Genomic DNA, 24,546 nt, shown 5'->3' with positions numbered 1-24,546 from the left:
TTAATGAACATGATTCGTATGATCGATGCAGTTTTAATATTTATATTTTCATTTGTATACTCAGCAAAAACCGATTCAATTATTCAGCAAAGTAATAAACAGAGTCAAGGAATTGAAGGAGTTGTGTTTTGGCGGTCCGGGAATCAAATGCCGTCACCTGATGAGTCTGCTACAGGTATGAAAGGAAAACCCATTGTTAGAGAAATTGTAGTGTTTAAACTCACGAAAACAAACGAAACTAAACAATGCAAAACTTTTTTTTCGGCCATTAAAACAGCTGAAGTTGGAAGAACAAGGAGCGATTCTGCTGGATATTTTTTGTTGAAGCTGCCTCCCGGAAATTATTCAATTTTTGTCCGGGAAGAAAAGGGATTATTTGCTAACCGTTTTGATGGCCATAACAATATATGTCCTGTTGAAGTGAAGGCAGGGGAAATTGCTAAAATAGAATTAATAGTTGATTACGCAGCAAGTTATTGATCGATTTCGGATTGGGCTGTAAATTCTTCTTCGAGTATTTGTCTGGTTAGTGGTTTGCCTAAGAATTTACGCACAAACTTATAATTTACAATTCGTTCATGATCCACAGGGTCAAGAGAGGATGATAACATGTAAACTTTACATTTGTCAGTAATATTAGGATGTTGTTTTTCGAAAAGCTTTAAGAAGTCAAAGCCGTTCATGTCAGGCATCCTGATATCCAGGAAAATCAGCTCTGGAAGCGCTTCACCATTTTCCTGTAACACATTCAAATAATGGAGAGCTTCCTTAACGGAAACAGAGCAGTGCACATTCTTTACAAACTGATAGTTTATAAGAATTTTTTTATGAATCAGATTGTCAATGGTGCTATCATCAATAATCAAAGCCGAATTGTAGATATAACTTTCCATTCAACAGGGGATTAGGTTTAATTTTTTAGGTTCGAAAGCGTTTAATTGAGACATCTATATTATAAAAAAAAATGCAAAAAAACAACTATTAATATAGTGATCCATATAATAATTTCAATCCAATTTCTGCTAGTTTAGCTTCATATTGCGCATTGGTATACCTAAAGTCGGCCTGCAAATAATTTTGTTGCGCATCTCTTAAATCCAAAGCCGTAATGTTTCCAAGTTTATATTTCTCTACAGTAATTTCCAGGTTTTGTTTAGCCACTTCTTTATTTTCCTCCTCCAGTCCGATGAGGACAATGCTGTTTACGTAATTATTGTAGGCATTATTCAAACTTGCATCCAATTGTTGTTTAACTTGTTGATAAAAGAGTTCGGCATTTTTAATATTAAATGCAGCATTTTTCTCCTGACGATGTTGTAATAAACCGTTAAAGATATTAATCGACGCGGTAGCTCCATAATTGAATCCTAGGTTTCGGTTGGATAGTGTTTGTCCTACCTCTGATTGGGATTTTAAGAAGCTGTAATTACTATTAAGACTCACAGTCGGGTAACGATTCGCTTTGATCTCTTTTAAACCAAATTTTGAAATATTTTGATTTAAATAAGCAGCAGTTAATTGAGGGTTTTGACTCATTATCCTATTCCGGGTTTCTTCATAGGTTAAAGATTTGTCGATTGGAATAGTATCTTGAGCGGTGAAATCAATTGTTACTTCTCTTGCTAATAAATTGTTAAGATTGATTTTTGTTGCTTTTAAATCTTGCTCGAGGCGAATAAGGTTGGTGGTATCGGCATTTAGGTCGACTTTTGATGCTAACAGATCGAGTTTGGATCCCGAGCCAACATAATATTTATTCGCTGCATTTTTAACCCGCATTCTTGATATATCCAATGCCTCTTTAAAGGTATTTATTTCACGTTGTTTACGAACAATATCATAATAAATAGTTGTGATATCATACATAGTCGTCAGCACTGTGATTTTTGCATTGGTTTCTCCCAAGGCATCCACCTGCTTTAATTTATCGTAGGTGGCAAACATTTGCATACCATCAAAAATGGTCCATGTAAGTCCTACGTTTGCATTGTATGAATTGGAGTGAGCACCGTTTTTATTTTGCTCAGTACCGTTAAAAAAGGTGGTTTTGGTATCGTTGATATTACGAACAGTTCCTGCCGTTGCATCTACACGAGGGAGCATACCTGCATTTGCACGTGTTGCATTGTTTTTATCAATTAAGGAGTTGTTGCGGGCAATTTCAATCGAATAATTATTCTTTAATGCTATTTCTGTGGCTTTTTCGAGTGAAAGAACTTCTGTATATTGAGCAGAAGTTCTTTTACAATAGATTGAAAACAATACTATCACAGCAAGGCTTAATTTCTTCATCATTAATTTAATACAGGTTCTACTTGTTTTTCAGTAACTTCAGCTGATCCTGTTTCGTCAGGTGAGAGTTGGTGTTCTTTTGATAAGTAAGAATAAATTGCAGGGATTACAAATAAAGTAAGAGCAAGTGAAAACATTAACCCTCCAATTACCACAATGCCCATACTCATACGGCTTTTTGCAGCGGCTCCCAATGCCATTGCAATTGGTAAAGCTCCCAATGCCGTAGCTATACTAGTCATCAATATTGGGCGTAAACGAGCGGCGGCGGCTTCACGAATAGCTTCCTGAACGGTTTTGCCTTTTTCTTTCAATTGGTTGGCAAATTCAACAATCAAGATACCGTTTTTAGTTACCAAGCCAACCAACATGATAATCCCGATCTGACTAAAAATATTGATGGTTTGATTAAATAACCATAAGGAGAATACTGCTCCGGCAATTGCTAATGGAACGGTAAGCATGATAATAAAGGGGTCGATAAAACTTTCGAACTGTGCAGCAAGGATCAAGTAAATTAATATCAATGCCAAAATAAAGGCAAACATGATGTTTGATGAGCTCTCCGCAAAATCTTGTGAGGCGCCGGTTAAGCTTGTTGTAACCGATTCGTCCAAGGTTTTTTGGGCTATCGCATCCATCGCTTTGATTCCATCTTCAATTGTTTTACCAGGTGCTAAACCAGCCGAAACGGTAGCAGACATAAACCTATTGTTGTGATACAATTGGGGTGGACTACTTTCTTCTTTCATGCTCACTACATTATCTAATTGAATAAGTTGACCTTGATTATTTCGAACAAACATTGATTGTAAGTCTAATGGCGTTTCACGATTAGCCCGGTCGAACTGGCCAATTACCTGATATTGTTTGCCATTCATAGTGAAGTAGCTGAAACGCTGTCCGCTAAGCCCTAATTGCAACGTCTGGGCCACATCTAATAATGAAACCCCTAAGCTTTTAGCTTTTTCTCGATCAATGGTGATATTTAGCTCAGGTTTATTGAATTTGAGATTAACATCCGTCATGATAAATGTTGGATCTTGGTTTACAGCGTCTTGAAATTTAGGAACTGTCTCTTTTAGTTTTTCAAAATTAGGAGCCTGTAAAACATACTGGATGGGTAGGCCACCTCGTCCGTTAGACGAAATAGTTTGTTGTTGGGTAACAAAAGTACGCGCTTCAGAAAATTTGCTTGTAAGCTTGGTTAGATAATCTGCAATTTGTTGTTGACTTCTATTTCTTTCTTCAGGCTCAGATAAACGCAAACGAATCATTCCTGTATTGGTAGCGCCGCTTCCAGAAAATCCCGGAGAAGTAACGGTTAGACTAATTTTTTTCTCTGGAATAGAATCAAGAATTAATTGATTTAATTTCAACATGAAATTGTCGGTATAGTCATATGAAGCGCCTTCAGGAGCGGTAACTTGTAATCTTAGCAGGCTACGGTCGTCTAAAGAAGATAGCTCCGATTGAAGCATTTTTCCGAAGAAGAAAATCATCCCTATACAAGTGATTGTTAATGGAATGGCAATCCATCGTTTATTTAAAAAAGAATTAAGCGAAGCTCGATAGTTTTCTACCATAGCAATAAAATAAGGCTCTGTTAATTCATAAAACCTGCTGTTTTTTTGAGCTCCTCCACGAATCATGCGCGCATTGAGCATTGGTGTTAAGGTTAATGATACAAATGCCGATATTAAAACTGCCGCTGCGATAACAATACCGAATTCACGGAAAAGCCGACCTACAAATCCTTCAAGGAAAATGATAGGCAAGAATACAGCTGCTAAGGTGATGGAAGTTGAAATTACCGCGAAGAAAATTTCATTAGACCCTTTTATTGCCGCTTGAAATGGAGATAATCCTTCTTCTACTTTTTTGTAAATATTCTCCGTTACCACAATACCGTCATCGACCACAAGCCCAGTGGCTAATACAATGGCTAGGAGCGTGAGTACATTTATGGAGAACCCCATCAAATACATAATGAAAAATGTACCTACCAGTGAAACCGGAATATCAATTAATGGCCGGAAGGCAATTCCCCAATTACGGAAGAACAAATAAATAATCAAGATTACTAGAACTAAAGCAATTGCAAGCGTTTCAGCAACTTCATTAATTGAACGTTGAATGAAAACTGTATTGTCAAGTGCAATATCTACCTTGTAATCTTTAGGTATATCTTTTTTGATCTGATCATACCGTTTATAGAACTCTTTGGCAATATCCAAATAGTTGGCTCCAGGTTGAGGAATCAATGCAAGTCCAATCATTGGGACTCCAGATTCACGGAGAATAGTTTCTTCATTTTCAGGCCCGAGTACAGCATTGCCAACATCGCTGAAATGTACAATGGTACTTCCCGTATTTTTAATTATAAGATTATTAAATTGTTCTTCTGTAGAAAGGTTCCCGGCCGTTTTTACTGTTAATTCTGTGTTGTTTCCTGTAATTTTTCCGGTTGGAAGCTCAATATTTTCACGATCTAAAGCATTTTTGACATCAATTGTAGTAAGCCCGAACGAAGCAAGTTTGTCCGGGTCCAGCCATAAACGCATTGCATATTTCTTCTGACCCCAAATTTGAACGGAACTCACTCCTGGAATAGTTTGTAAACGTTCGGCAATAACGTTTTCTCCATAATCACTTACATCTAGCTGATTACGAGTGTTGCTTTGCAAAGTCATGGAAATAATCGCATCGGAGTTCGCATCTGCTTTAGTTACGACCGGCAATCCGTCGATATCTTTAGGAAGGGTGCGCACAGCTTGAGAAACTTTGTCACGTACATCATTAGCTGCCTCTTCCATATTTTTGGAGAGGTTGAACTCTACGGTAATATTGCTTGAGCCTTGATTACTACTCGATGAAATTGAACGGATACCATCGATGCTATTTACTGCTTTTTCAAGCGGCTCCGTGATTTGTGATTCTATCACATCAGAGTTTGCTCCCGGGTAATTAGTCCGAACGTTAATAACCGGCGGGTCAATAGAAGGGTATTCCCGAACGCCTAAGAATTTAAAGCCAATGAATCCGAACAATAAAATGATAAGATTCATCACGATTGCCAATACCGGCCGCTTTATACTTATGGTTGATATGCTACTCATTGTTAATTAATGAAATATGAACTAGTCGGTTTGGAAGCAGAACTTTAAACTTCAGCCATCTGCCTTCTGTAATTTGTCAGTCTTTATTAAAAGAGAAATTTTATGAATCTTGTTTCAGATTCATTAGCTGCAATCTTAATTCGAAATTTTAACCTTTATAGGGGCATCTGCTTTTAATGACATAATACCGGTAGTAAGTACAGTGTCTCCAGTATTAAGACCCTTTAAAACCTGAACAGTTGCATCTGTTCTTGCCCCTGTTTCTACCATCACTTCTTGTGCAGTTCCATTTTTATTAATAAATACCTTTTTACCTTTTAATACAGGAACTATAGCTTGGGATGGAACAAAAATGGCATTTGTGGTTTCTTTTAAAGGAAGCTCAATGCGAGCAAATGAACCTGCTAACAAACTTCCATCAGCATTTGATGCCTTTGCTTTAAGCATAACAGTACGAGTTGATTCATCTATCTTTGGTTCAATTGCAAATACATTAGCGGTGTGCACCTTATTTGAGCCTTCAACAGTGAACGAAAGGCTGCTATTTTTTCTTAGTACTTGAACGTATTTTTCAGGGACAGCAAAAGTGATTTTAGCTGGATTGGTATTTACCAAATTCGCAATTACGGTTTGTGGCGTAATGTAATCACCCATAGAAATTGACCTTAAGCCGATTGTGCCATTAAAGGGAGCGCGGATCTCAGTTTTTTGTAACTGAGCCCTGAATAGTTGGGTTTCTGATTTTAAAGAATTTAATTCAGCTAAAATAGCGTCATAATCTTGTTTACTTACCGCATCTTTCTGTAATAAAATACGTTGTCGATATTCTTTCTCTTCCGCTAATTTTTGTTGTGTAATGGCTTTTGCTAATTGTGCCTGCAGTTCATTGTCATTAACTTTAATCAGAAGGCTCCCCTTCGATACGTTACTTCCTTCTTTAAAGTAGATGCCAGTAATTAAACCTGAAATTTCTCCACGAACCTGAATTTCTTCATTAGCTTCAATACTTCCGGTAATATTTAAATGATCTGTAAAAACCTCTGGTTTAATAATTATCCCGTTAACAGTCATCGGTCCATTTTTTTTACCATCTCCACTGTTTCTATTCCCTCTAGCCTGATTGCCTGCCGGTTTAGCGGTAATGCGGTTATAGATTAAATAGCCTAATGCTAATACAAGGAGTGTATAAATGATGTGCTTAGTCTTCATGTTTAAAAAAAATGTTTTAACAACTATTTTGTTCAAATGTAAGTGTGAATGCTTTGTAATTGTTTTAAAACTTACAAATGTATCAACTATGTTACTGTTAAAAATGCTTTAACTAAATTGGGAGTATTTATTTTTTTTGTATATAATATACAGTTGTTAATCATTAGTTAGTATTGATAACTTTAAGTGGTGATTACTGAAGTGCTTGAAGGGGTTGATGCTGGAAATTTCCTTCATTGTCGAGGTCTTGCTTCTTTTATTTAAAGCGATTTTCATTAAATTTAGAAGAGCAATCAAGTTTAGTTTAATTAGATCTTTTTCATCAAGTAATAACATATTATGTCTTTAATCACAATTAAAATCATGGATACCGGCAGAGTGTTTCAAGTTCCGTGGACTAACAACATGAATGGTCAGCAAGCCTTGGAGCGTGCTTACGATATTGATCAATTAGAAGGAAGTGATTTTAGTTTTGGACTACAATATTTTGGTCATAAGCTTGGGTATATGGTTTTTATGCTCGATGGTATTTATGATGATGTGGAGAATAAGAAAAACTTCTGGGTGTTAATTGTCAATGATAAAGTGTCTGACCAAGGTATTGATTCAGTAATTTTAAATCCTGACGATGAAATGAAATTCGATTATCAAAGCTATGCTACGGATACTCAAGCCCACTTTTTGATGATAGAAAAGTATCGGACCTATATGTTAATGCGACCGGCTTAATAGCCGGCTTTTTTTTGCCCTTTCACTTTTGGTAAGGAATCTTATACACTTTTGCGCATTAAACTAATTCGTATACTTGCGCTTTATTCAATTGTTATGAAGAAAATAATTAACGTTTTATTATTATCAATTTTATTTATGAATACATCCCAAGCTGCAGATCCTAAATTGAGTTACAAGCTTTCTTTTGATGAGGCTTATGCGCATTATGTGGATGTAGAAATGAATGTTTCCGGCATTAATGACGATGCTTTTATAGTAAAAATGCCGGTATGGGCTCCAGGATCTTACCTTGTTCGTGAATTTGCACGCAATGTGGAAGGATTTCAAGCCTATGTAGGGGATAAAAAATTGAAAACCGAAAAGGTTCGTAAAAATGCCTGGAAAATAGTTGGCACTAAAGGTCAAAACGTAACCATTAAATATAAAGTGTATGCATTTGAACTAACTGTTCGTACTAGTTTTATTGATGAAGCACATGCTTATTTAAACGGAACTAGTGTGTTTATGTATATTGACGGCAAGCAGAATTTACCGGCAACCATCAATGTGAAACCTTACAAAAAATGGAAAGAGATTTCATGTGGTTTAGATGCAGTGAAAGGTGATAAATGGACCTTACATTCTCCTAACTACGATATTTTAGCTGACTCTCCAATGGAAATTGGTAATCAGGAAATCTTGGAATTTACTACAGCAGGTGTTCCGCATCAAATTGCTTTATATGGCGGCGGTAACTACGAGCGTGAGAAATTAAAAACGGACTTGAAACGCATTACTGAAGAAGCGACTTCGGTGGTGGGTGTGCATCCTTGTAAACACTACACGTTCATAGTGCATTGCGTTCCTTCTGGAGGAGGAGGTTTGGAGCATTTGAACTCTACAACTGTACAAGTTTCAAAATTCAATTTCAGTAATGAAACTACCTACAAAAGTTTTCTTTCATTAATTGCGCACGAATATTTCCATTTATGGAACGTGAAGCGAATTCGTCCGATTGCACTTGGTCCATTCGATTATGATAATGAGAATTACACTAGTTTGCTTTGGTTCTCTGAAGGCTTTACCGCCTATTATGATAATTTGTTAACGCGTCGTGCCGGATATTATACTCCTGAAGCGTATTTGGATATAGTTGCTACAGATATTAACAAAGTTGAAAACCAACCGGGAGCTAAAGTTCAACCGGTGGCTGAGGCAAGTTATGATGCCTGGATTAAATACTATCGTCCAAACGAAAACTCTAATAACTCCACTATTTCTTATTATGATAAAGGATCGATTTTAGGAATATTGATGGATATGGAAATTCTGCGTGCAACCAAAGGACAGAAGAATGTAGATGATTTGATGAAATATCTTTATAATGAGTTCTACTTGGGTAAAAAACGTGGTTTTACAGACGAAGAATTTAAGACAAGCGTTGAGAAAGTATGCGGAAAGAACTTTGATGAGTTCTTCGCTAAATACGTAAATGGTGTAGAATCAATTCCATACAATGATTTCTTATCAACGGTTGGTTTACGCTTAGCCAATCAAAACCAAGATAAAAAAGAAGTTTTCTTTGGCGTTAACACCAAAAACGACGGTGGTAAAATTATGGTAACTTCAGTTGTTCGCGGAAGCTGCGCTTATCTTGCCGGCATTAATGCAAACGATGAAATTGTAGCAATTGATAATTTCCGTGTAGACGATTTGGCAAAATGGATCGGGTACAAAAAAGCAGGCGATAAAATTAAAGTCACCGTAACGCGTGAAGGTGCAGAACAGAACATTGATGTTGTATTAGCCGAAAGCAAAGCTGTTCGTTACAAATTTGAGCAAGTAAGTAACCCAACTGCTGAGCAAACCGCAGCTTATAATAAATGGCTTAAAATTCAATAATCGATATATAAATGATAACAATAAAGCCTCATAGTTCTGTCTATGAGGCTTTATTGTTGAAGGAATAGCTTTTCGATTAGCGAAGAGCTTAAAAAACTTAATCCTTTATCCTTCGGCCTGATTTTAACTTACATTTTCGTCTTCACTTTATCCCAGCCTTTAATTTGCCAGTTAACATGTGCGCTACAGATATGATTTTTATTGGCATCGTAAACAGGTAATTCGAAGGTTTTGTATACGGCTTCCGATTCATTTAAATCTTTTAGCAAAGTGTCCGCCTGTTTTTTATCAAAATTGAAGGTTACGCTCACATCGGTTTTACCTTGGTAAAAATATTCCATGCGCAGGTCTTTCATGATGATGCGGTAATTGGCAGCACCCAAGACATTCATCAACTGCAGCCCGCAGGCATATTCGCACAGCGTAGCCAATCCGCAGGCATGTAAACCTTTAATGTGGTTCATGTTTTTACGGATGTAAGGCATTCGAATGCTTACCGATTTGTCAGTAATACTTTCTATTTTAAATTGATGAGGATTGTTAAACGGAATTACTCTCCATAAAACACGATTTAAGATCCAAAGGTTAAATGAAGAGGTCTTTGCTTTATCAATTAGGATATTTAGTTGTTTCATAATTAAGAGCACATCGATTTTTTGGGCTAGATTATCATTCAATCATTTGTGAGAAAGATTCTGTTTTTAGTTCATTCTGCAAGTTACTGTATGCATCTTCCAACTCTGTAATTAAACTGTTCACAATTTCTTTTACCGGTTTAATATCGTCTATCAATTCAACCGATTGTCCGGCGCACCATAGGCTCTTATAATTTCCTGGTTGAACAGCTGCTTTCAGTTTCTTCATACCCCGAATTTGTACCAGCATTTTAAAATACTTTTTGGTCGTTTTATTTTTGGAAAGCAACCGCTCCAGCCAGCCTTGTTTATAACCGATTTGTTTAGCATAAGGAGTATTGATGATATTACAAGGCGTTCCAGAAAGCTTTTCCGTTAGTACCACATCTTGCATATGATTATCAACTATTGCTTGTTTATAAGCATCGCTTACATCGGCTTCAGTTGAGGCAATGAAGCGAGTTCCGATCGAAGCACCTGCGGCGCCAAGACTCAATATCGATAATAATCCTGCTCCATTGGCTATTCCTCCGGCAGCCACAATCGGAATGTTTGGAAAATGTTTGTGAAGTGAAGGGATCAGCAAATGCAATGGGTTTGGACCAGCATGTCCTCCGGCTCCTTGTCCTACTGCAATAAAGCCATCACAGCCTAAGCTCGCACATTTTGCCGCGTGTTCAATATTCGTGACATCACAATATACCTGAGCGCCATAGGCATGAGCCACATCGATAACCTCTTTCGGATTACCCAGTGAAGTAATATAAAAAGGCACCTTGTGTTCCACACAGATTCTTAAATGTTGCTCATACAAAGGGTTCGATTTTTGTACAATGAGGTTTACGCCGTAATTTCCTCGTAAATACGATTGATCGGCCGAGAACTGCTTTAATGCCGTTAAAACATTCACTAATTCACCATCGTTTCTATAATTAAGAGTGGGAAATACGCCCATGATGCCGGAAGATATAGCAGCTTTTACCATCTCCAGGTTGGAAACCAGAAACATAGGCGCCATCATAATAGGATAGTGAATGGACAATCCTTGGGTTAGTGGATTTTTTATTTGCATACTTATTTTCTTGTACTAAATATAGCTTTGGTATTAAGTTGTAAAGGAGAGTTAGTTAAAGATACTTAATTTGGGTAATTGCTTTATTGATTCCTGATTTTTTGTAAATTAAGCCAAGCATCTATACATAAATCTTAACAAAAAAGAACCTAAATCGATACACAATATGCAAGTTAACACAATCATGGATCTGCTGAATACTTTGCCCCAACGTTATAAAGGTCGGGAGGTTGTTGCTGGAAAAAAAGAGGGGGTTTGGGTTAAATATTCTGCTGAACAATTCAGAGAGAATGTAGATAACGTAAGTTTGGGCCTTCTAGCTTTGGGCATGGGCGCTGATGATAAAATTGCCAATATGTCACCTAACCGCCCTGAATGGAATTTTGTTGATTTTGGGATCATGCAAATCGGAGCTCGGCACGTTCCCTTGTATCCGACGTTGGCCGAAAATGATCTTAAATTCATTATAAATGATGCGGAAGTAAAAATCATCTTCGTTGCTTCCAAAGAGCTGTATGATAAAGTACAAAGTATCCGAGCAGAGGTTCCATCGCTGAAAGAAGTTTATACTTATGAAGATGTTCCCGGAGCGAAATCGTGGAAAGAGGTAAAAGCTTTAGCTAATGAAAATGATCGTACACAATTAAAAGCCCTATCATCGAATATTTCTCCTGATGATTTGCTTACTTTAATTTATACTTCAGGTACAACCGGTAATCCTAAAGGCGTAATGTTAACGCATGGTAATCTGGTTAGTAATATAGTGACTTGCCACAAGTTGTGCCCTTCTGAAGCTCAAATTGCATTAAGTTTTCTTCCGCTCTCTCATATTTTTGAGCGAATGATAGTTTACATGCATATGTTTAACAGCCTTTCTGTGTATTATGCTGAAAGTATTGATACCATCTCTGCTAATTTACAAGAGTTGAAACCCGACTGTTTCTCTACTGTGCCTCGTTTATTAGAAAAAGTGTATGATCGCATCGTAGCAAAAGGAAATGAATTAACCGGCATAAAAAAAACCTTGTTCTTTTGGGCACTAAACTTGGGATTAAAGTACGATCACGACGGTAAGAATGGTTGGTGGTACGGTGTGCAACTACAGGTTGCCCGCAAGCTCATTTTCTCAAAATGGCAAGCTGCTTTAGGTGGAAATATTAAAGTGATTGTATCCGGCGGTGCCGCATTGCAAGAACGTTTAGCTCGGATTTTCTGGGCAGCTGGTATTCCGGTGTTAGAAGGTTACGGATTAACGGAAACTTCTCCGGTTATTGCTGTAAATACATTCGATCGGCAAGGGCATTGTTTCGGTACAGTAGGTAAAATAATTAATGGAGTAGAAGTGAAATTTGCCGAAGATGGTGAGATTCTTTGTAAAGGGCCGAACATTATGAATGGTTATTATAAACGACCTGAGCAAACCGCTGAAGCTATAACAGATGGCTGGTTTCATACCGGAGATATTGGGGTGTTGGTCGATGGTAAATATCTGAAAATTACTGACCGTAAAAAGGAAATATTCAAAACAGCAGGAGGGAAGTATATTGCGCCGCAAGTAATTGAAAATAAGCTTAAAGAGTCGGTTTATATTGAGCAAATTATGATTATTGGTGAAAATCAGCGTTTCCCGGCTGCTTTCATTGTTCCAACCTTTGTTAATTTGATAGAGTGGTGCGCTCGTAATAACGTTGAATATACTACTAATGAAGCAATGGTGAAAAACCCTGATGTGATAGCCAAATATCAACAAGAATTGGATAAATACAATGTAGGTTTTGGTAAATGGGAAACTGTTAAAAAGTTTGTGCTTTTACCAAGAGAATGGTCAATTGATGAAGGCGAAATGACTCCAAAATTAAGCTTGAAACGAAAGATCATCATGGAAAAAAATAAAAACCTGATTGAAGCTATTTATGCTCATTCTGAGCCGGTAGTGGCATAGTTTGGAGGTATTAGACTCAAGATAAAAGAATCAGGGCTCTATAAAATTATAACAAACGCCTCCAATGTTCGGGGCGTTTGCTTTTTCCGTTTTAATATGTTTCAGTCTGAGCTAATTTGTCACGCTGAGCGAAGTCGAAGCGTTTTGGCGATAAACCAATCTGCTCAGACACTAATTGATCAAATGCATTAAATTTGATATAAATCAAAATCTATCAACCATGAAATGTTGGACCTCTTTCATCTTATCCATTCTTAGCATCACTCTATTTGCATGTGTTCAAGGGCAAGTTGGACAGAATGTGTCCGGAGCCTACAAGAACGGGATGGTGGTTACTGCTCATCCTGAAGCATCAAAGGTAGGTTTGGCAATCTTGAAAAAAGGCGGAAATGCTGTTGATGCGGCGGTGGCGATTCAGTTTGCACTGGCGGTTGTTTATCCTAATGCAGGTAATATTGCTGGTGGCGGATTTATGGTTTATCGATCAGCTAAAGGCGAAACATCTGCCTTGGATTTTAGAGAAAAGGCCCCGGCTAAAGCTTCGCGAAATATGTATTTAGATAGTGCAGGTAATGTTATTACCGATCTGAGTATTTCAGGGCATTTATCAACAGGCGTGCCCGGTTCGGTCGACGGGATGTTTGAAGCCCATAAAAAATACGGAAAGCTTCCTTGGAATGAACTCGTACAACCGGCAATCGATCTTGCAAATAACGGGTTTGAGTTAACTGAACGTCAGGCAAACGAATTAAATCGAGAAAGAACAGATTTTATAAAATATAACGCCCCAACAAATACATATTTTTTAAAAAAGGGGGCGTGGGAAAAAGGTGGAATTGTAGTTCAATCTGATCTTGCAAAAACGTTAACATTGATTCGGGATAAAGGTCGTGATGGGTTTTATGATGGAGAAGTGGCCGATCTTATTGTGAAAGAAATGCAGGTCGGTAAGGGCATTGTTTCAAAAAAAGATTTAAAAGATTATCATTCAATATGGCGTAAACCGTTAATTGGTAATTATAAAGGGTATGAAATTATTTCAATGCCACCGCCATCCAGCGGAGGGGTAGCTTTATTGCAGTTACTGAAGATGGTAGAGCCTTACGATTTGAGAAAATTAGGATGGAATACTGAAAAATCCATACAAGTGATGGTAGAAGCTGAACGCAGAGTGTATGCCGATCGTGCTGCTTATTTGGGTGATCCTGATTTTTATAAAATTTCACTACTAGAATTATTGGCTCCAGCCTATCTAAAATCGCGAATGGCTGATTTTTCCTGGGATGAAGCGACACCCAGTTCTGCTGTAAAAGAAGGAAAGCTTAGTAAGTATCAATTTGGCCCAGCGATAATGAAAAAAGAAAGCGAACAGACTACTCATTTTTCAATCGTTGATCGCGAAGGTAATGCGGTAGCCATTACAACAACGTTAAATAATAGCTATGGCTCGAAAGTGTTTGTTCAAGGTGGTGGATTTTTATTGAATGATGAGATGGATGATTTTAGCATAAAACCGGGCGTTCCGAATATGTACGGTTTGGTGGGCGGCGAAGCCAATGCCATTCAACCGGGAAAACGTATGTTGAGTTCGATGACTCCAACCATTGTAGAAAAAGATGGAGATTTATTTATGGTTTTGGGTACTCCCGGCGGTTCAACCATTATTACTACCGTTTTTCAAATAATCGTAAATGTGATTGATCATGATGTGGATATGCAAACCGCTGTTGATGCAGGTAGGGTGCATAACCAATGGTTGCCTGATACGGTTTTCTATGAGAAAAAAGGAATAGACAGTTTGGTGCTGCGCTCGCTCGAAAGGAAAGGTTATCATTTTAAATCAAGAAATGCTATGGGCCGTGTTGATGCTATTTTGAAAACAAAATGGGACTATCTGGATCCTGGTGCTGATAAACGAGGCGATGATTCGGCAATGGGATGGTAGGTTGAAATTCAAGTTCGTAATGTAAAGATATCCCCTCTCTCCTGAGGTGTGTCACGAATGTAAGTAGTGCATGCTACGAGCAATGTTGTAAGTAAGATGATGGTAGGTCCATCATGCACCGCGCAAGCGGTCACTTAAAAGTTAAATAAAACAGAAGTCTTAGACTGGTCGAAAGTATAAAGCCTCCAAATCCGGAGTAAAACCCAGTTTAAAAACCAAGTTTTGTTATTTATGGGGCGTAAGCTTTACGCCCCATAAGTCAGATGCACACATCAACAATCCTCTAAACTATTTTATTGCTATGCTTGCATAATAAATATATTATGCCGAAATTGTTTATGCTGGTATAGTAAATTAAAGCGTTACAGTGTGAAAGAACAGGAAACCATAGACTATTACATTAAGCTTGCTTGGCAAAGCGTAGCCAATAAATATAATCAAATTGCTTCGGAGTACGGTATTACTCACTCATTTGGGTATTTGCTAATGAACGTTGCTAAAGAAGGAACTAGTGTTTCGGTGTTAGCCTCCCTTTTAGGACAAAAAGCGACCAGTTTATCTCGCTTGTTAAATAGCATGGAAGATATGGGGCTTATTTATCGACAATCAGATTTACAGGATAAGCGTTTGGTGAAAATCTTCTTAACTCCGACTGGTATAGAGAAAAGAAAAATAGCAAGTGGGGTGGTGCGAAAATTCAATGATTATCTGGCACAGAACCTAAATGAAGAGGAAAAAAATAACTGTTTGGAAACACTAAAGAAGATAAACAGGTTAACCCATGATTATGTTCCTGAAGAGGCCGAAAGGTATAATATTTAGTTATTTATACTAAAACAGTCCTGAGCCTTTTATCATTATTCTTTTATCGAAATAACTTTTAACGAATAAATCAATCAACAATGAATCGAATTATTAAGAAAGTTGCTGTGTTAGGATCCGGAATCATGGGTTCGCGCATTGCTTGTCACTTTGCCAATCTTGGGGTTGAGGTGCTACTGCTCGATATTGTTCCTAAAGAACTAGCTTCTGAAGAATCGGAAGGCGGTGTCGCTACAATTCAGGATAAAGCTGCTCGTAACAAAATTGTAAATGCCGCTCTGGAAACAACTATAAAGTCAAACCCTTCTCCTGTTTTTACCAAATCGGTAGTAAACAAAATCACTGCGGGCAACTTTGACGATAACATGAAAGATATCGCAAGTTGCGACTGGGTAATTGAAGTTGTAGTTGAAAATCTTGAAATCAAGAAAAAAGTGTACGATCAAGTAGAAAAATTTCGTAAACCAGGTACACTTATTACATCCAATACTTCGGGGATTCCTATTCACATGATGGCAGAAGGCAGAGGTGATGATTTCAAAGCGCATTTCTGCGGAACCCATTTCTTCAATCCTCCACGTTATTTGCGTTTGCTTGAAATTATTCCAACGCCATTCACCAATAAGGATGTGGTTGAATTCCTGATGCACTATGGTGATAAATTCCTCGGGAAAACGACCGTCTTGTGTAAGGATACTCCTGCTTTTATTGCAAATCGGATTGGTGTTTATAGCATCATGTCTTTACTCCATTTGGTTGAGAAAATGGACCTGACTGTTGATGAGGTGGATAAATTTACGGGTCCGGTCTTGGGTCGACCGAAATCAGCAACCTTCCGTACTACCGATGTGGTAGGGCTGGATACCATGATTAAGGTAGCAAAAGGATTATATGATAATTGTCCTGATGATAAAGCCCGTGAACTGTTTAAGTTGCCTGCTTACGTAGCTAAAATGGAACAGAATAACTGGTTAGGTGATAAAACCGGACAAGGTTTCTATAAAAAGATAAAAGGAGCAGATAGTAAATCAGAGATTTTATCATTGAATCTGAAAACCTTAGCATACGAGCCTCAGCAAAAAATCAAATCGACGACACTAGAAACTTTAAAGTCGATCGAAGACTTGCGTTTACGTATGAAAGCGTATGCAATGGGTAAAGATAAAGCCGGCGAGTTTTTCCGGACTTCATTCGCTGGTTTGTTTGAATATGTGTCTGATCGCATTCCTGAAATATCTGATGAATTGTATCGAATCGACGACGCATTACGTGCCGGTTTTGGTTGGGAACTTGGTCCGTTTGAAGTTTGGGATGCATTAGGTATAGCAGAAGCGGTAGATATGATGAAGAAATACGGTCATGTTCCAGCTGTATGGGTTACAGAAATGTTAGCTGCCGGAAATACTTCGTTTTATAAAGTGGAAAATGGTGAAAAGAAATACTATGACATTCCGTCTAAAACCTACAAAAACATTCCTGGGACTTCTCAATACATTATTTTAGATAACATTCGGGCAACCAAAACGATTTGGAAAAATGCAGGAACAGCCATTACAGATTTAGGCGATGGAATTATCAATCTGGAGTTTCATACCAAAATGAACACCATTGGTGGCGAAGTGCTGGAAGGCATAAATAAAGCCATCGATGTTGCTGAAAAGGGGTATCGCGGATTGGTAATCGGTAATGATGGAGCAAACTTTTCAGCAGGAGCCAACGTGGGTATGATCTTCATGATGGCAGTTGAGCAAGAATGGGACGAAGTAGATTTTGCTATTCGGATGTTTCAAAACACCATGATGAGAATTCGTTATTCAGGCATTCCGGTGGTTGCGGCACCTCATAATTTAACTTTAGGTGGTGGTTGTGAATTATGTATGCATGCTGATTTCGTTCAGGCTAATGCTGAAACCTATATGGGTTTAGTTGAATTTGGAGTTGGTTTGATCCCAGGCGGAGGTGGTTCAAAAGAATTTGCATTGCGTGCTTCGGATGCTTTCGCAGAGGGGCAAATTGATCAGAATATTTTGAAAGATAAATTTCTGACGATTGGTATGGCGAAGGTTTCAACTTCGGGCCGCGAAGCTGAAGAACTGGGTTATTTACAAAAAGACAAATACGCCATCAGCATGAACCGTAGTCGCTTAATTGCTGATGCTAAAGAAAAAGCTATTGAATTGGCTGATGCAGGTTACACTAAACCCGTTCAACGTAAGGATATTAAAGTGCTGGGTAAGTCGGGTTTAGGAATGGTGCTAGCAGGTGCAAACACCATGTACAGCGGTCATTATATTTCAGAACACGATAAAAAAATCTCTGAAAAGTTAGGTTATGTGCTTTGTGGCGGTGATTTATCGGCTCCAACCCTGGTAACAGAACAATATTTACTTGACCTGGAGCGCGAGGCGTTTTTATCCTTATGTAGTGAGAAGAAAACCTTAGAACGTATTCAAAGCATTCTTACAAAAGGGAAAACGTTAAGAAATTAGAGGTGAGAATTGAGTAATAGTAGCAAGATAATATAATAGTAGCAAGTGTCAAGATTTAACAACCATAAAACCGATGCATAATTTTAAAGTACTCAAAGTGTGGCAAAAATCAATTGATTTTGCTGTGGATATTTATAAAGCTACGGCCTTTTTACCAACTGACGAAAAATACGGGTTGATTTTTCAAATGAAAAGAGCGTCAGTTTCAAATTCTGAACTTGAAACGCAAGTTATTATTGCTAGACTTGAACTATTAAGCGATTCGACCACAATGAATTAATAAATAAAGTATCAGAAATTCAAAAGATGATACATTCTCTTGAGAAAACTTTGTCTTGATATATACTATTCAATACTAAAACAAATATGGAAGCATACATCATAGCAGGATATCGTACCGCAGTGGGCAAAGCTCCACGAGGGGTGTTCCGTTTCACTCGCGCCGATGATTTGGCAGCTGAAGTGGTAAGTTATTTAGTGGCATCAGTGCCAAATTTAGAGAAAGAAAAAATCGACGACGTAATTGTTGGTAATGCAACTCCTGAAGCAGAACAAGGCTTAAATATTGGCCGTATGGTTTCGCTTATGGGGTTAAAAACATATAAAGTTCCGGGTGTAACTGTAAACCGTTACTGTGCATCTGGATTAGAAACCATTGCTATAGCAGCGGCAAAAATTAAGTCAGGAATGGCTGATTGCATCGTAGCAGGAGGTGTCGAAGTAATGTCGGGGATGCCTTTTGGAGGAGTGAAAATTGTTCCGAATTATGAGGTAGCTAAAGACAATCCCGATTACTACTGGGGGATGGGTTTAACTGCTGAAGCTGTAGCAAAAGACTTTAAAGTTTCCCGAGAAGATCAGGATATCTTTGCCTTTAACTCGCACCAAAAAGCAATCGACGCAATTAAAAACGGCCGATTTGCAGACGATATTGTTCCTATTACTGTGAATGAAAATTACGTGGATGAAAACATGAAACGTAAAACGCGTTCATACGTGGTTGATACTGACGAAGGCCCTCGTGCCGATACTTCAGTTGATAAATTGGCAAAATTGAAACCAGTTTTCGCTGCAGATGGTAGCGTAACTGCAGGTAATTCTTCACAAACTTCTGATGGAGCTGCCTTCGTGCTGGTTGTATCTGAAAAAATGCTGAAAGAATTAGGCGTTCAACCAATTGCTCGTTTTGTAAGCTATGGTGTGGCCGGAGTTCCTCCACGCGTCATGGGTATTGGCCCGATTGAGGCTATTCCATTAGCTGTAAAAAAAGCAGGTTTAGGCATAAACGATATTGATCTGATCGAATTAAACGAAGCATTTGCTACTCAATCCTTAGCCATCATTCGTGAACTGAATTTGAATCAGGATATCATAAACGTAAATGGTGGTGCAATTGCCTTAGGACACCCATTGGGTTGTACTGGCGCTAAATTAACTGTACAAGTGCTAAACGAATTGCGCCGTCGTCAGAAAAAATATGGAATGGTAACCATGTGTGTGGGTACCGGACAAGGTGCTGCAGGTATATTTGAGTTTTTAAATTAGAAAAAGTATTGAGCATAAGTGTCTCAATACGCAATATGCAAACCTCAATTCTAAAATCAATCATGGAAGCAATAGCAAAAAAAACAATGAAGGGCGGGGAGTTCTTAATCTCAGAAACCGAAGCTCAAGATATTTTCATTCCGGAAGAATGGGATGAGGAACAATTAATGATTGCAAAAACCTGTCACGATTTTCTTGCTGCAGAGGTTTTGCCTAACCTTGATCGCATTGATAATCACGAAGAGGGTTTGATGGAAAGTTTGATGGATAAATCAGGTGAGCTGGGTATTTTGGGTGTTTCAGTCCCAGAAGAGTATGGAGGTTTTGGAAAAAGTTTCAATACTTCAATGCTGGTAGCTGAAGTCATTGGAGAGGGCCATTCATTTGCAGTGGCGATGTCGGCACATACAGGTATTGGAACATTACCTATTTTATACTACGGAAATAAAGAGCAAAAAGATAATTACATTCCGAAGCTTGCAACCGGAGAGTTGAAGGCCGCATACTGCTTAACAGAACCCAACTCAGGATCGGATGCTAACTCAGGTAAAACCAAAGCAGTTTTAAGTGCCGATGGGAAGAGTTATGTAATCAATGGGCAAAAAATGTGGATTACCAATGGTGGTTTTGCCGATATCTTCATTGTGTTCGCTAAAATTGAGGACGACGAAAACTTGTCAGCCTTTATTGTTGAACGTGGCTTCGGGGGCATCACTATGAATCCTGAAGAGCATAAAATGGGTATTAAAGGATCTTCAACCCGCCAAATTTTCTTCAATGACTGTCATGTGCCGGTTGAGAACATGCTATCTTCCCGTGGTAATGGTTTCAAAATCGCTGTAAATATTTTAAATATCGGACGGATTAAACTTGCTGCAGCGGCAATTGGCGCAGCAAAAGCTGTAGTTAACAAAGCAGTGAACTATTCGAACGAACGCGTTCAGTTTAAGTTGCCAATTTCAAAATTTGGAGCTGTGCGTTATAAATTGGCAGAAATGGCTACTCGTATTTATGCGGTGGAATCAGCGATGTATCGTGCAGGCCAAAACATTGATGATGCTTACGAAACATTGGTTGCCGGTGGGATGGAGCCTGGGCAGGCAAAATTGAAGAGTACTGAGCAATTTGCTGTTGAGTGTGCAATTTTAAAAGTATACGGTTCTGAAGCATTGGATTATGTAGTGGATGAAGGAGTTCAAGTGTATGGAGGTATGGGTTTCTCAGCAGAAGCTCCTATGGATCGTGCATATCGCGATGCGCGTATCAACCGTATTTTTGAAGGCACGAATGAAATTAACCGTTTGCTTACCGTTGACATGATGTTGAAGCGTGCAATGAAAGGTGAGTTGAACTTGATGGGACCGGCTCAGGCAGTTGCTCAAGAATTATTGTCAATTCCTGATTTTAATATTACTGACGATGGATTGTTTGCTTATGAAAAACGCATGGTTAAAAATATAAAGAAAGCCGCATTGATGACCGCAGGTGCAGCTGTGCAGAAACTAATGATGACACTTGGCAAAGAGCAAGAAATCTTGATGAATATTGCAGATATGGCATCATTGGCATATGTGGCTGAATCAATGGTGTTGCGTACTGAAAAGTTGATCGGTATTCGTGGGGAAGAAGCTTGTGCTTCGCAAATCGATATGGTTAAAATCTATGTGAATGAAGCCATCGATAAAGTGTGGTTGAATGGAAAAGAAGCGCTGAACTCATTTGCTGAAGGAGATGAGCTACGCATGATGATGATGGGACTTAAGCGTTTCACGAAAGCGGAACCTTTTAATTCGAAAGATGCTCGTCAACGAGTAGCTAAAAAGATTATTGACGAGAATAAATATTGTTTCTGATAATTATTCTGCGTGTGTTTTTAAGTTACGGTGCATTCGAAAAGATTGCACCGTATTTTTTATTTAAGAACACAATTTATTGTGAATAGAAGAGTTTAAGTAGAGGTCCCGGAGGCTTTATTTTAGGTTATATTGCTTTGCAACAAAAAATTAGCTTTAAAAAAACCATAATAAACAGCATCTTTGCGGGCTAGACAGAAGAAATTAAAGTTCAAATGAAGAAATTATTATTAGCAGCTGTAATAGGAACCGGATTGTTGGTTTCAATGTGCTCTACTCAAGATACTCAAAATGTATATTGTATAAGTCAATATTCAGCAAAAGCAGATTCAGCAGATCGTCAGGCTATAAGAGCATTTGTTGTTCGTAAAGCAATGGACAGCGTTTATACAACGGCTTCAGGTCTTTCATACAGAATTTATAATGCGGGAAATCCTAATAGAAAACCATCCGCAAGATCAAAGGTAGGCGTGGATTATACAGGAGCGTTAATTTCAACGGTCGATTCGTTGTCTGATAAGCAGTTTGATCATGGAACGCATATTAATTTTACCCTGAATAATGTAATTAAAGGGTGGACCGAAGGGTTACAATTAATTGGTGAAGGTGGAAGAATTCGCTTGATGATTCCTTCTTATATGGCTTATGGTGACTGTGGAAATGGAACCGCAGTTCCTTCCAATATTCCGTTGGTTTTTGATATAAAATTGGTCCAATTATATTAATAGGAATTTGAGAGAGATTATGAAGAAAGTTTTATTAACCCTGTCGCTTATCGGAAGTGTCGTTTTTTCAAGTTGTTTGAAAAGTGAACAACCTTGTATGAATACTCCAAGTGCAACTCAGGATGCAAAAGATCAACAGGTAATTGAAGCGTATATAACATCAAAAGGACTTACTGATGTTCAAAGCACTTCAACTGGTTTGCATTACAAAATTATTACTCCGGGCGAAGGAGCCACTCCAACAGTTAACTCACAGGTTACTTTATCTTACACCGGTTCACTCACCAATGGTTTAGAGTTTGATAAGGCGGATTATCCAATTAATTTTGTTTTGGGTCAGTTGATTGCAGGTTGGATAGAAGGTTTGCCTAAAATAAAGGAGGGCGGGGAAATACTCCTGTTAATTCCTTCTCGATTAGGTTATGGAACTTGTGCAAATGGTCCAATACCTGGAGGTTCAGTTACCGTATTTGATATTACACTGCAAACAGTTACTAATTAGAGTAAGGAAGTTGTAAAAAGAGCTTGGTTATCCTAAGCTCTTTTTTTATTTATTATTCCGCTTTTTCTCCATCAAATTAAAATACAGGTTGCATTAACTATAAAGTTGTTTCAAGGCGATATCAATTGTGGGAAATTGAAATTGAAAGCCTTCATTTTTTAGTTTTTCGGCAGAAACTTTTGTGCTACTTAATATCACGGAGCTCATTTCTCCCAAAGCTAATTTTAGAATAAAAGCTGGTGGGTTGGGTAACCAAAGAGGTTTATGTACTACTGATGCAAGAGTTTTTGTTAACTGCGCATTAGTGACCGGGAGAGGGGCCACTGCATTATACGCTCCTGAAAACTGTTCGTCTTCAATCGCTTTAATGTAAATATTGCACAGGTCATCGATATGTATCCAACTCATCCATTGGTGGCCGTTGCCTAAAGCTGCTCCCAGTCCTAATTTTATTGGTTGAGCCATTTTGGGCAAGGCACCTCCTTCAAGGCTTAATACAACACCAGTTCTTACCTTAACCGTGCGAATGTTTAATTTATCGATTTCATCAACGGCCCGTTCCCATTCGACGCAGCAATTGCCTAAAAAATCATTCGCCGGAGTATCATTTTCATTCATTGATTGGTCTCCTCGCTCTCCGTAATAGCCAATAGCTGATGCTGAAATAAATGCCTTTACGTTATTTGGTGTAACGGCCAATGTTTTTCTCAGTAGATTCACACTGTTTGTTCGGCTTTCCAGTATTACTTTTTTACGTGATTCTGTCCAGCGTTTATCAGCAATTCCGGCCCCGGCAAGGTTAATAATATAATCCACCTCCGAAATTGATTTTGGATCGATCGTTTGTTCTTCGACGTTCCATTTGTATGTATTTATAGGAATAGAGGTTTGAGTTGTAGATGATCTGCTTAGCCATGAAACACTATAACCTCTCGCTGACAAGAGTTCTGTTAGTCGATGGCCTACTAATCCACTCCCGCCTGATATAAGTACTGAAGACATGATTTTATAGTTTTAAGTTTCGAGATTCATTATCAAGAATTAGATGTTGGTATTAGCAGAACTAATATTCTTTACCTTTGTTTCGATTAAAAACTTTAAACGATTAATGAAATATACTAAACACATTTTTGTTTGTACGAATCAACGAGCGCTGGGGACTAGAATTTGTTGCGGTGAACAGCATGGCTTAGCATTAGTAGCTGAATTCAAAAAACAAATTAAGGATTTAGGATTGAATACAGAGATTCGAGCACAGCGTGCGGGTTGTATGGAAACCTGTGAGTTAGGGCCGTCCGTAGTGGTTTATCCTGAAGGAGTATTTTATGGAAAGGTACAACTAGCTGATGTGAAAGAAATCGTTCACGAGCATATCGCTAATGATCGTATTGTAGAACGATTAGTGATGGATTTACAAAAGTTGAAAGAGCTTCAATCAAAATAGATTAAACGGTATATCCTGGTGCCAGTATTCTTTTCCATTCTGGATGTTTTTTTAAGTAGGCTGCAACATAAGGGCATAAGGGTACTAATAATTTTCCCTCAGTTTCTATCATTTCTAAAACAGTTTCAACTAATTGTTTTGCAATGCCTTTTCCTTCCAGCTCTATTGGAACCTCAGTATGGTTTAGGTAAATATAACCTCCAGAGCTCCTATATTCAATAAATGCAATGTAGCCGTTTACTTTAGCTTCAAAATGTTTGACTATTGTGTTTTCAATAACGTTGATCTGAATAGGAGATGTGTTCATGGTAAAAAATGTTTTAGTTTGAGGATATGACT

The 24,546-nt window shown here is 38.1% G+C and carries 21 protein-coding genes; 13 read left to right on the top strand and 8 right to left on the bottom strand.

Features of this window, described 5'->3' with window-relative positions:
* The first annotated feature begins 3 nt into the window (after window positions 1–3).
* Window positions 4–480, top strand: coding sequence for a carboxypeptidase regulatory-like domain-containing protein (locus FN756_RS01290; RefSeq protein WP_142600798.1), 477 nt, complete (start codon window positions 4–6; stop codon window positions 478–480).
* Here the strand turns inward: FN756_RS01290 and FN756_RS01285 are convergent.
* From FN756_RS01285 to FN756_RS01270, 4 genes are all read right to left on the bottom strand, one after another.
* Window positions 474–893: a response regulator gene (locus tag FN756_RS01285; protein ID WP_221928995.1), complete on the bottom strand. Its 420-nt coding sequence runs from the start codon at window positions 891–893 to the stop codon at window positions 474–476. The genes FN756_RS01290 and FN756_RS01285 overlap by 7 nt on opposite strands.
* A gap of 88 nt (window positions 894–981) precedes the next feature.
* The gene (locus FN756_RS01280) at window positions 982–2,295 is read right to left on the bottom strand and encodes a TolC family protein (protein WP_142600796.1); all 1,314 of its coding nucleotides are present in this window, start codon (window positions 2,293–2,295) and stop codon (window positions 982–984) included.
* Window positions 2,295–5,411: an efflux RND transporter permease subunit gene (locus FN756_RS01275; RefSeq protein WP_142600794.1), complete on the bottom strand. Its 3,117-nt coding sequence runs from the start codon at window positions 5,409–5,411 to the stop codon at window positions 2,295–2,297. The genes FN756_RS01280 and FN756_RS01275 overlap by 1 nt, the downstream gene beginning before the upstream one ends.
* Window positions 5,412–5,546: 135 nt before the next feature.
* Window positions 5,547–6,620 (bottom strand): efflux RND transporter periplasmic adaptor subunit, encoded by a 1,074-nt coding sequence (locus FN756_RS01270; protein ID WP_142600793.1) that lies wholly within the window; start codon window positions 6,618–6,620, stop codon window positions 5,547–5,549.
* A gap of 339 nt (window positions 6,621–6,959) precedes the next feature.
* On the opposite strand from FN756_RS01270, the gene FN756_RS01265 reads away from it, so the two are divergent.
* Together FN756_RS01265 and FN756_RS01260 are read left to right on the top strand one after the other, a co-directional pair.
* Window positions 6,960–7,349, top strand: coding sequence for a DUF4430 domain-containing protein (locus FN756_RS01265; protein ID WP_142600791.1), 390 nt, complete (start codon window positions 6,960–6,962; stop codon window positions 7,347–7,349).
* A 138-nt stretch (window positions 7,350–7,487) separates the two neighbouring features.
* Window positions 7,488–9,233, top strand: a complete 1,746-nt coding sequence (locus FN756_RS01260) for a M61 family metallopeptidase (RefSeq protein ID WP_246085392.1) — start codon at window positions 7,488–7,490, stop codon at window positions 9,231–9,233.
* A 128-nt stretch (window positions 9,234–9,361) separates the two neighbouring features.
* Here the strand turns inward: FN756_RS01260 and FN756_RS01255 are convergent, their stop codons facing one another.
* Window positions 9,362–9,868, bottom strand: coding sequence for a PaaI family thioesterase (locus FN756_RS01255; protein ID WP_142600788.1), 507 nt, complete (start codon window positions 9,866–9,868; stop codon window positions 9,362–9,364).
* Window positions 9,869–9,902: 34 nt separating this feature from the next.
* The gene (locus FN756_RS01250) at window positions 9,903–10,940 is read right to left on the bottom strand and encodes an NAD(P)H-dependent flavin oxidoreductase (RefSeq protein ID WP_142600786.1); all 1,038 of its coding nucleotides are present in this window, start codon (window positions 10,938–10,940) and stop codon (window positions 9,903–9,905) included.
* Between the two features lie 166 nt (window positions 10,941–11,106).
* Between FN756_RS01250 and FN756_RS01245 the strand changes: the two genes are divergently transcribed.
* The 9 genes from FN756_RS01245 (at window position 11,107) to FN756_RS01205 (ending at window position 22,763) form a co-directional block, all read left to right on the top strand.
* Window positions 11,107–12,882 carry an AMP-dependent synthetase/ligase gene (locus FN756_RS01245; RefSeq protein ID WP_142600785.1) on the top strand — a complete coding sequence of 592 codons (1,776 nt, stop codon included), beginning with the start codon at window positions 11,107–11,109 and terminating at the stop codon, window positions 12,880–12,882.
* A 220-nt stretch (window positions 12,883–13,102) separates the two neighbouring features.
* On the top strand, window positions 13,103–14,827 hold the full coding sequence (ggt, locus tag FN756_RS01240; RefSeq protein ID WP_142600783.1) for a gamma-glutamyltransferase: 1,725 nt from the start codon (window positions 13,103–13,105) through the stop codon (window positions 14,825–14,827).
* Between the two features lie 369 nt (window positions 14,828–15,196).
* Window positions 15,197–15,649, top strand: a complete 453-nt coding sequence (locus FN756_RS01235) for a MarR family winged helix-turn-helix transcriptional regulator (protein ID WP_142600781.1) — start codon at window positions 15,197–15,199, stop codon at window positions 15,647–15,649.
* 80 nt (window positions 15,650–15,729) lie between these two features.
* Entirely contained in the window at window positions 15,730–18,138 is a 2,409-nt protein-coding gene (locus FN756_RS01230; protein ID WP_142600780.1) for a 3-hydroxyacyl-CoA dehydrogenase/enoyl-CoA hydratase family protein, read from the top strand.
* 73 nt (window positions 18,139–18,211) lie between these two features.
* Window positions 18,212–18,418 (top strand): four helix bundle protein, encoded by a 207-nt coding sequence (locus FN756_RS01225; protein WP_142600778.1) that lies wholly within the window; start codon window positions 18,212–18,214, stop codon window positions 18,416–18,418.
* 86 nt (window positions 18,419–18,504) lie between these two features.
* Window positions 18,505–19,683, top strand: a complete 1,179-nt coding sequence (locus FN756_RS01220; RefSeq protein WP_142600776.1) for an acetyl-CoA C-acyltransferase — start codon at window positions 18,505–18,507, stop codon at window positions 19,681–19,683.
* 62 nt (window positions 19,684–19,745) lie between these two features.
* Window positions 19,746–21,536 carry an acyl-CoA dehydrogenase family protein gene (locus tag FN756_RS01215; RefSeq protein WP_142600774.1) on the top strand — a complete coding sequence of 597 codons (1,791 nt, stop codon included), beginning with the start codon at window positions 19,746–19,748 and terminating at the stop codon, window positions 21,534–21,536.
* Between the two features lie 215 nt (window positions 21,537–21,751).
* Entirely contained in the window at window positions 21,752–22,261 is a 510-nt protein-coding gene (locus FN756_RS01210) for an FKBP-type peptidyl-prolyl cis-trans isomerase (RefSeq protein WP_142600773.1), read from the top strand.
* A 19-nt stretch (window positions 22,262–22,280) separates the two neighbouring features.
* A complete protein-coding gene (locus FN756_RS01205; protein ID WP_142600771.1) occupies window positions 22,281–22,763 on the top strand; it encodes an FKBP-type peptidyl-prolyl cis-trans isomerase in 483 nt (160 codons plus the stop codon).
* Window positions 22,764–22,856: 93 nt separating this feature from the next.
* Here the strand turns inward: FN756_RS01205 and FN756_RS01200 are convergent, their stop codons facing one another.
* Window positions 22,857–23,765: a TIGR01777 family oxidoreductase gene (locus FN756_RS01200; protein WP_246085391.1), complete on the bottom strand. Its 909-nt coding sequence runs from the start codon at window positions 23,763–23,765 to the stop codon at window positions 22,857–22,859.
* Between the two features lie 106 nt (window positions 23,766–23,871).
* On the opposite strand from FN756_RS01200, the gene FN756_RS01195 reads away from it, so the two are divergent.
* Window positions 23,872–24,207 (top strand): (2Fe-2S) ferredoxin domain-containing protein, encoded by a 336-nt coding sequence (locus FN756_RS01195; protein WP_142600768.1) that lies wholly within the window; start codon window positions 23,872–23,874, stop codon window positions 24,205–24,207.
* A gap of 1 nt (window position 24,208) precedes the next feature.
* Here FN756_RS01195 and FN756_RS01190 read toward each other — a convergent pair whose 3' ends face one another.
* Complete coding sequence (locus FN756_RS01190; RefSeq protein WP_142600766.1) at window positions 24,209–24,514, bottom strand: GNAT family N-acetyltransferase; 306 nt, start codon at window positions 24,512–24,514, stop codon at window positions 24,209–24,211.
* Window positions 24,515–24,546: the final 32 nt, after the last annotated feature.

It is taken from the genome of Solitalea koreensis, assembly GCF_900182575.1.
Lineage (GTDB): Bacteria > Bacteroidota > Bacteroidia > Sphingobacteriales > Sphingobacteriaceae > Solitalea > Solitalea koreensis.
This window is presented reverse-complemented; position numbering and strand designations above follow the sequence as displayed.

Excerpts from the sequence above, each read along its gene's own strand:
- FN756_RS01290 (WP_142600798.1), top strand. The coding sequence starts at position 4 with ATGAACATGATTCGTATGATCGATGCAGTTTTAATATTTATATTTTCA.
- FN756_RS01285 (WP_221928995.1), bottom strand. The coding sequence starts at position 893 with ATGGAAAGTTATATCTACAATTCGGCTTTGATTATTGATGATAGCACC.
- FN756_RS01280 (WP_142600796.1), bottom strand. The coding sequence starts at position 2,295 with ATGATGAAGAAATTAAGCCTTGCTGTGATAGTATTGTTTTCAATCTAT.
- FN756_RS01275 (WP_142600794.1), bottom strand. The coding sequence starts at position 5,411 with ATGAGTAGCATATCAACCATAAGTATAAAGCGGCCGGTATTGGCAATC.
- FN756_RS01270 (WP_142600793.1), bottom strand. The coding sequence starts at position 6,620 with ATGAAGACTAAGCACATCATTTATACACTCCTTGTATTAGCATTAGGC.
- FN756_RS01265 (WP_142600791.1), top strand. The coding sequence starts at position 6,960 with ATGTCTTTAATCACAATTAAAATCATGGATACCGGCAGAGTGTTTCAA.
- FN756_RS01260 (WP_246085392.1), top strand. The coding sequence starts at position 7,488 with ATGAATACATCCCAAGCTGCAGATCCTAAATTGAGTTACAAGCTTTCT.
- FN756_RS01255 (WP_142600788.1), bottom strand. The coding sequence starts at position 9,868 with ATGAAACAACTAAATATCCTAATTGATAAAGCAAAGACCTCTTCATTT.
- FN756_RS01250 (WP_142600786.1), bottom strand. The coding sequence starts at position 10,940 with ATGCAAATAAAAAATCCACTAACCCAAGGATTGTCCATTCACTATCCT.
- FN756_RS01245 (WP_142600785.1), top strand. The coding sequence starts at position 11,107 with ATGCAAGTTAACACAATCATGGATCTGCTGAATACTTTGCCCCAACGT.
- ggt (WP_142600783.1), top strand. The coding sequence starts at position 13,103 with ATGAAATGTTGGACCTCTTTCATCTTATCCATTCTTAGCATCACTCTA.
- FN756_RS01230 (WP_142600780.1), top strand. The coding sequence starts at position 15,730 with ATGAATCGAATTATTAAGAAAGTTGCTGTGTTAGGATCCGGAATCATG.
- FN756_RS01225 (WP_142600778.1), top strand. The coding sequence starts at position 18,212 with ATGCATAATTTTAAAGTACTCAAAGTGTGGCAAAAATCAATTGATTTT.
- FN756_RS01220 (WP_142600776.1), top strand. The coding sequence starts at position 18,505 with ATGGAAGCATACATCATAGCAGGATATCGTACCGCAGTGGGCAAAGCT.
- FN756_RS01215 (WP_142600774.1), top strand. The coding sequence starts at position 19,746 with ATGGAAGCAATAGCAAAAAAAACAATGAAGGGCGGGGAGTTCTTAATC.
- FN756_RS01210 (WP_142600773.1), top strand. The coding sequence starts at position 21,752 with ATGAAGAAATTATTATTAGCAGCTGTAATAGGAACCGGATTGTTGGTT.
- FN756_RS01205 (WP_142600771.1), top strand. The coding sequence starts at position 22,281 with ATGAAGAAAGTTTTATTAACCCTGTCGCTTATCGGAAGTGTCGTTTTT.
- FN756_RS01200 (WP_246085391.1), bottom strand. The coding sequence starts at position 23,765 with ATGTCTTCAGTACTTATATCAGGCGGGAGTGGATTAGTAGGCCATCGA.
- FN756_RS01195 (WP_142600768.1), top strand. The coding sequence starts at position 23,872 with ATGAAATATACTAAACACATTTTTGTTTGTACGAATCAACGAGCGCTG.
- FN756_RS01190 (WP_142600766.1), bottom strand. The coding sequence starts at position 24,514 with ATGAACACATCTCCTATTCAGATCAACGTTATTGAAAACACAATAGTC.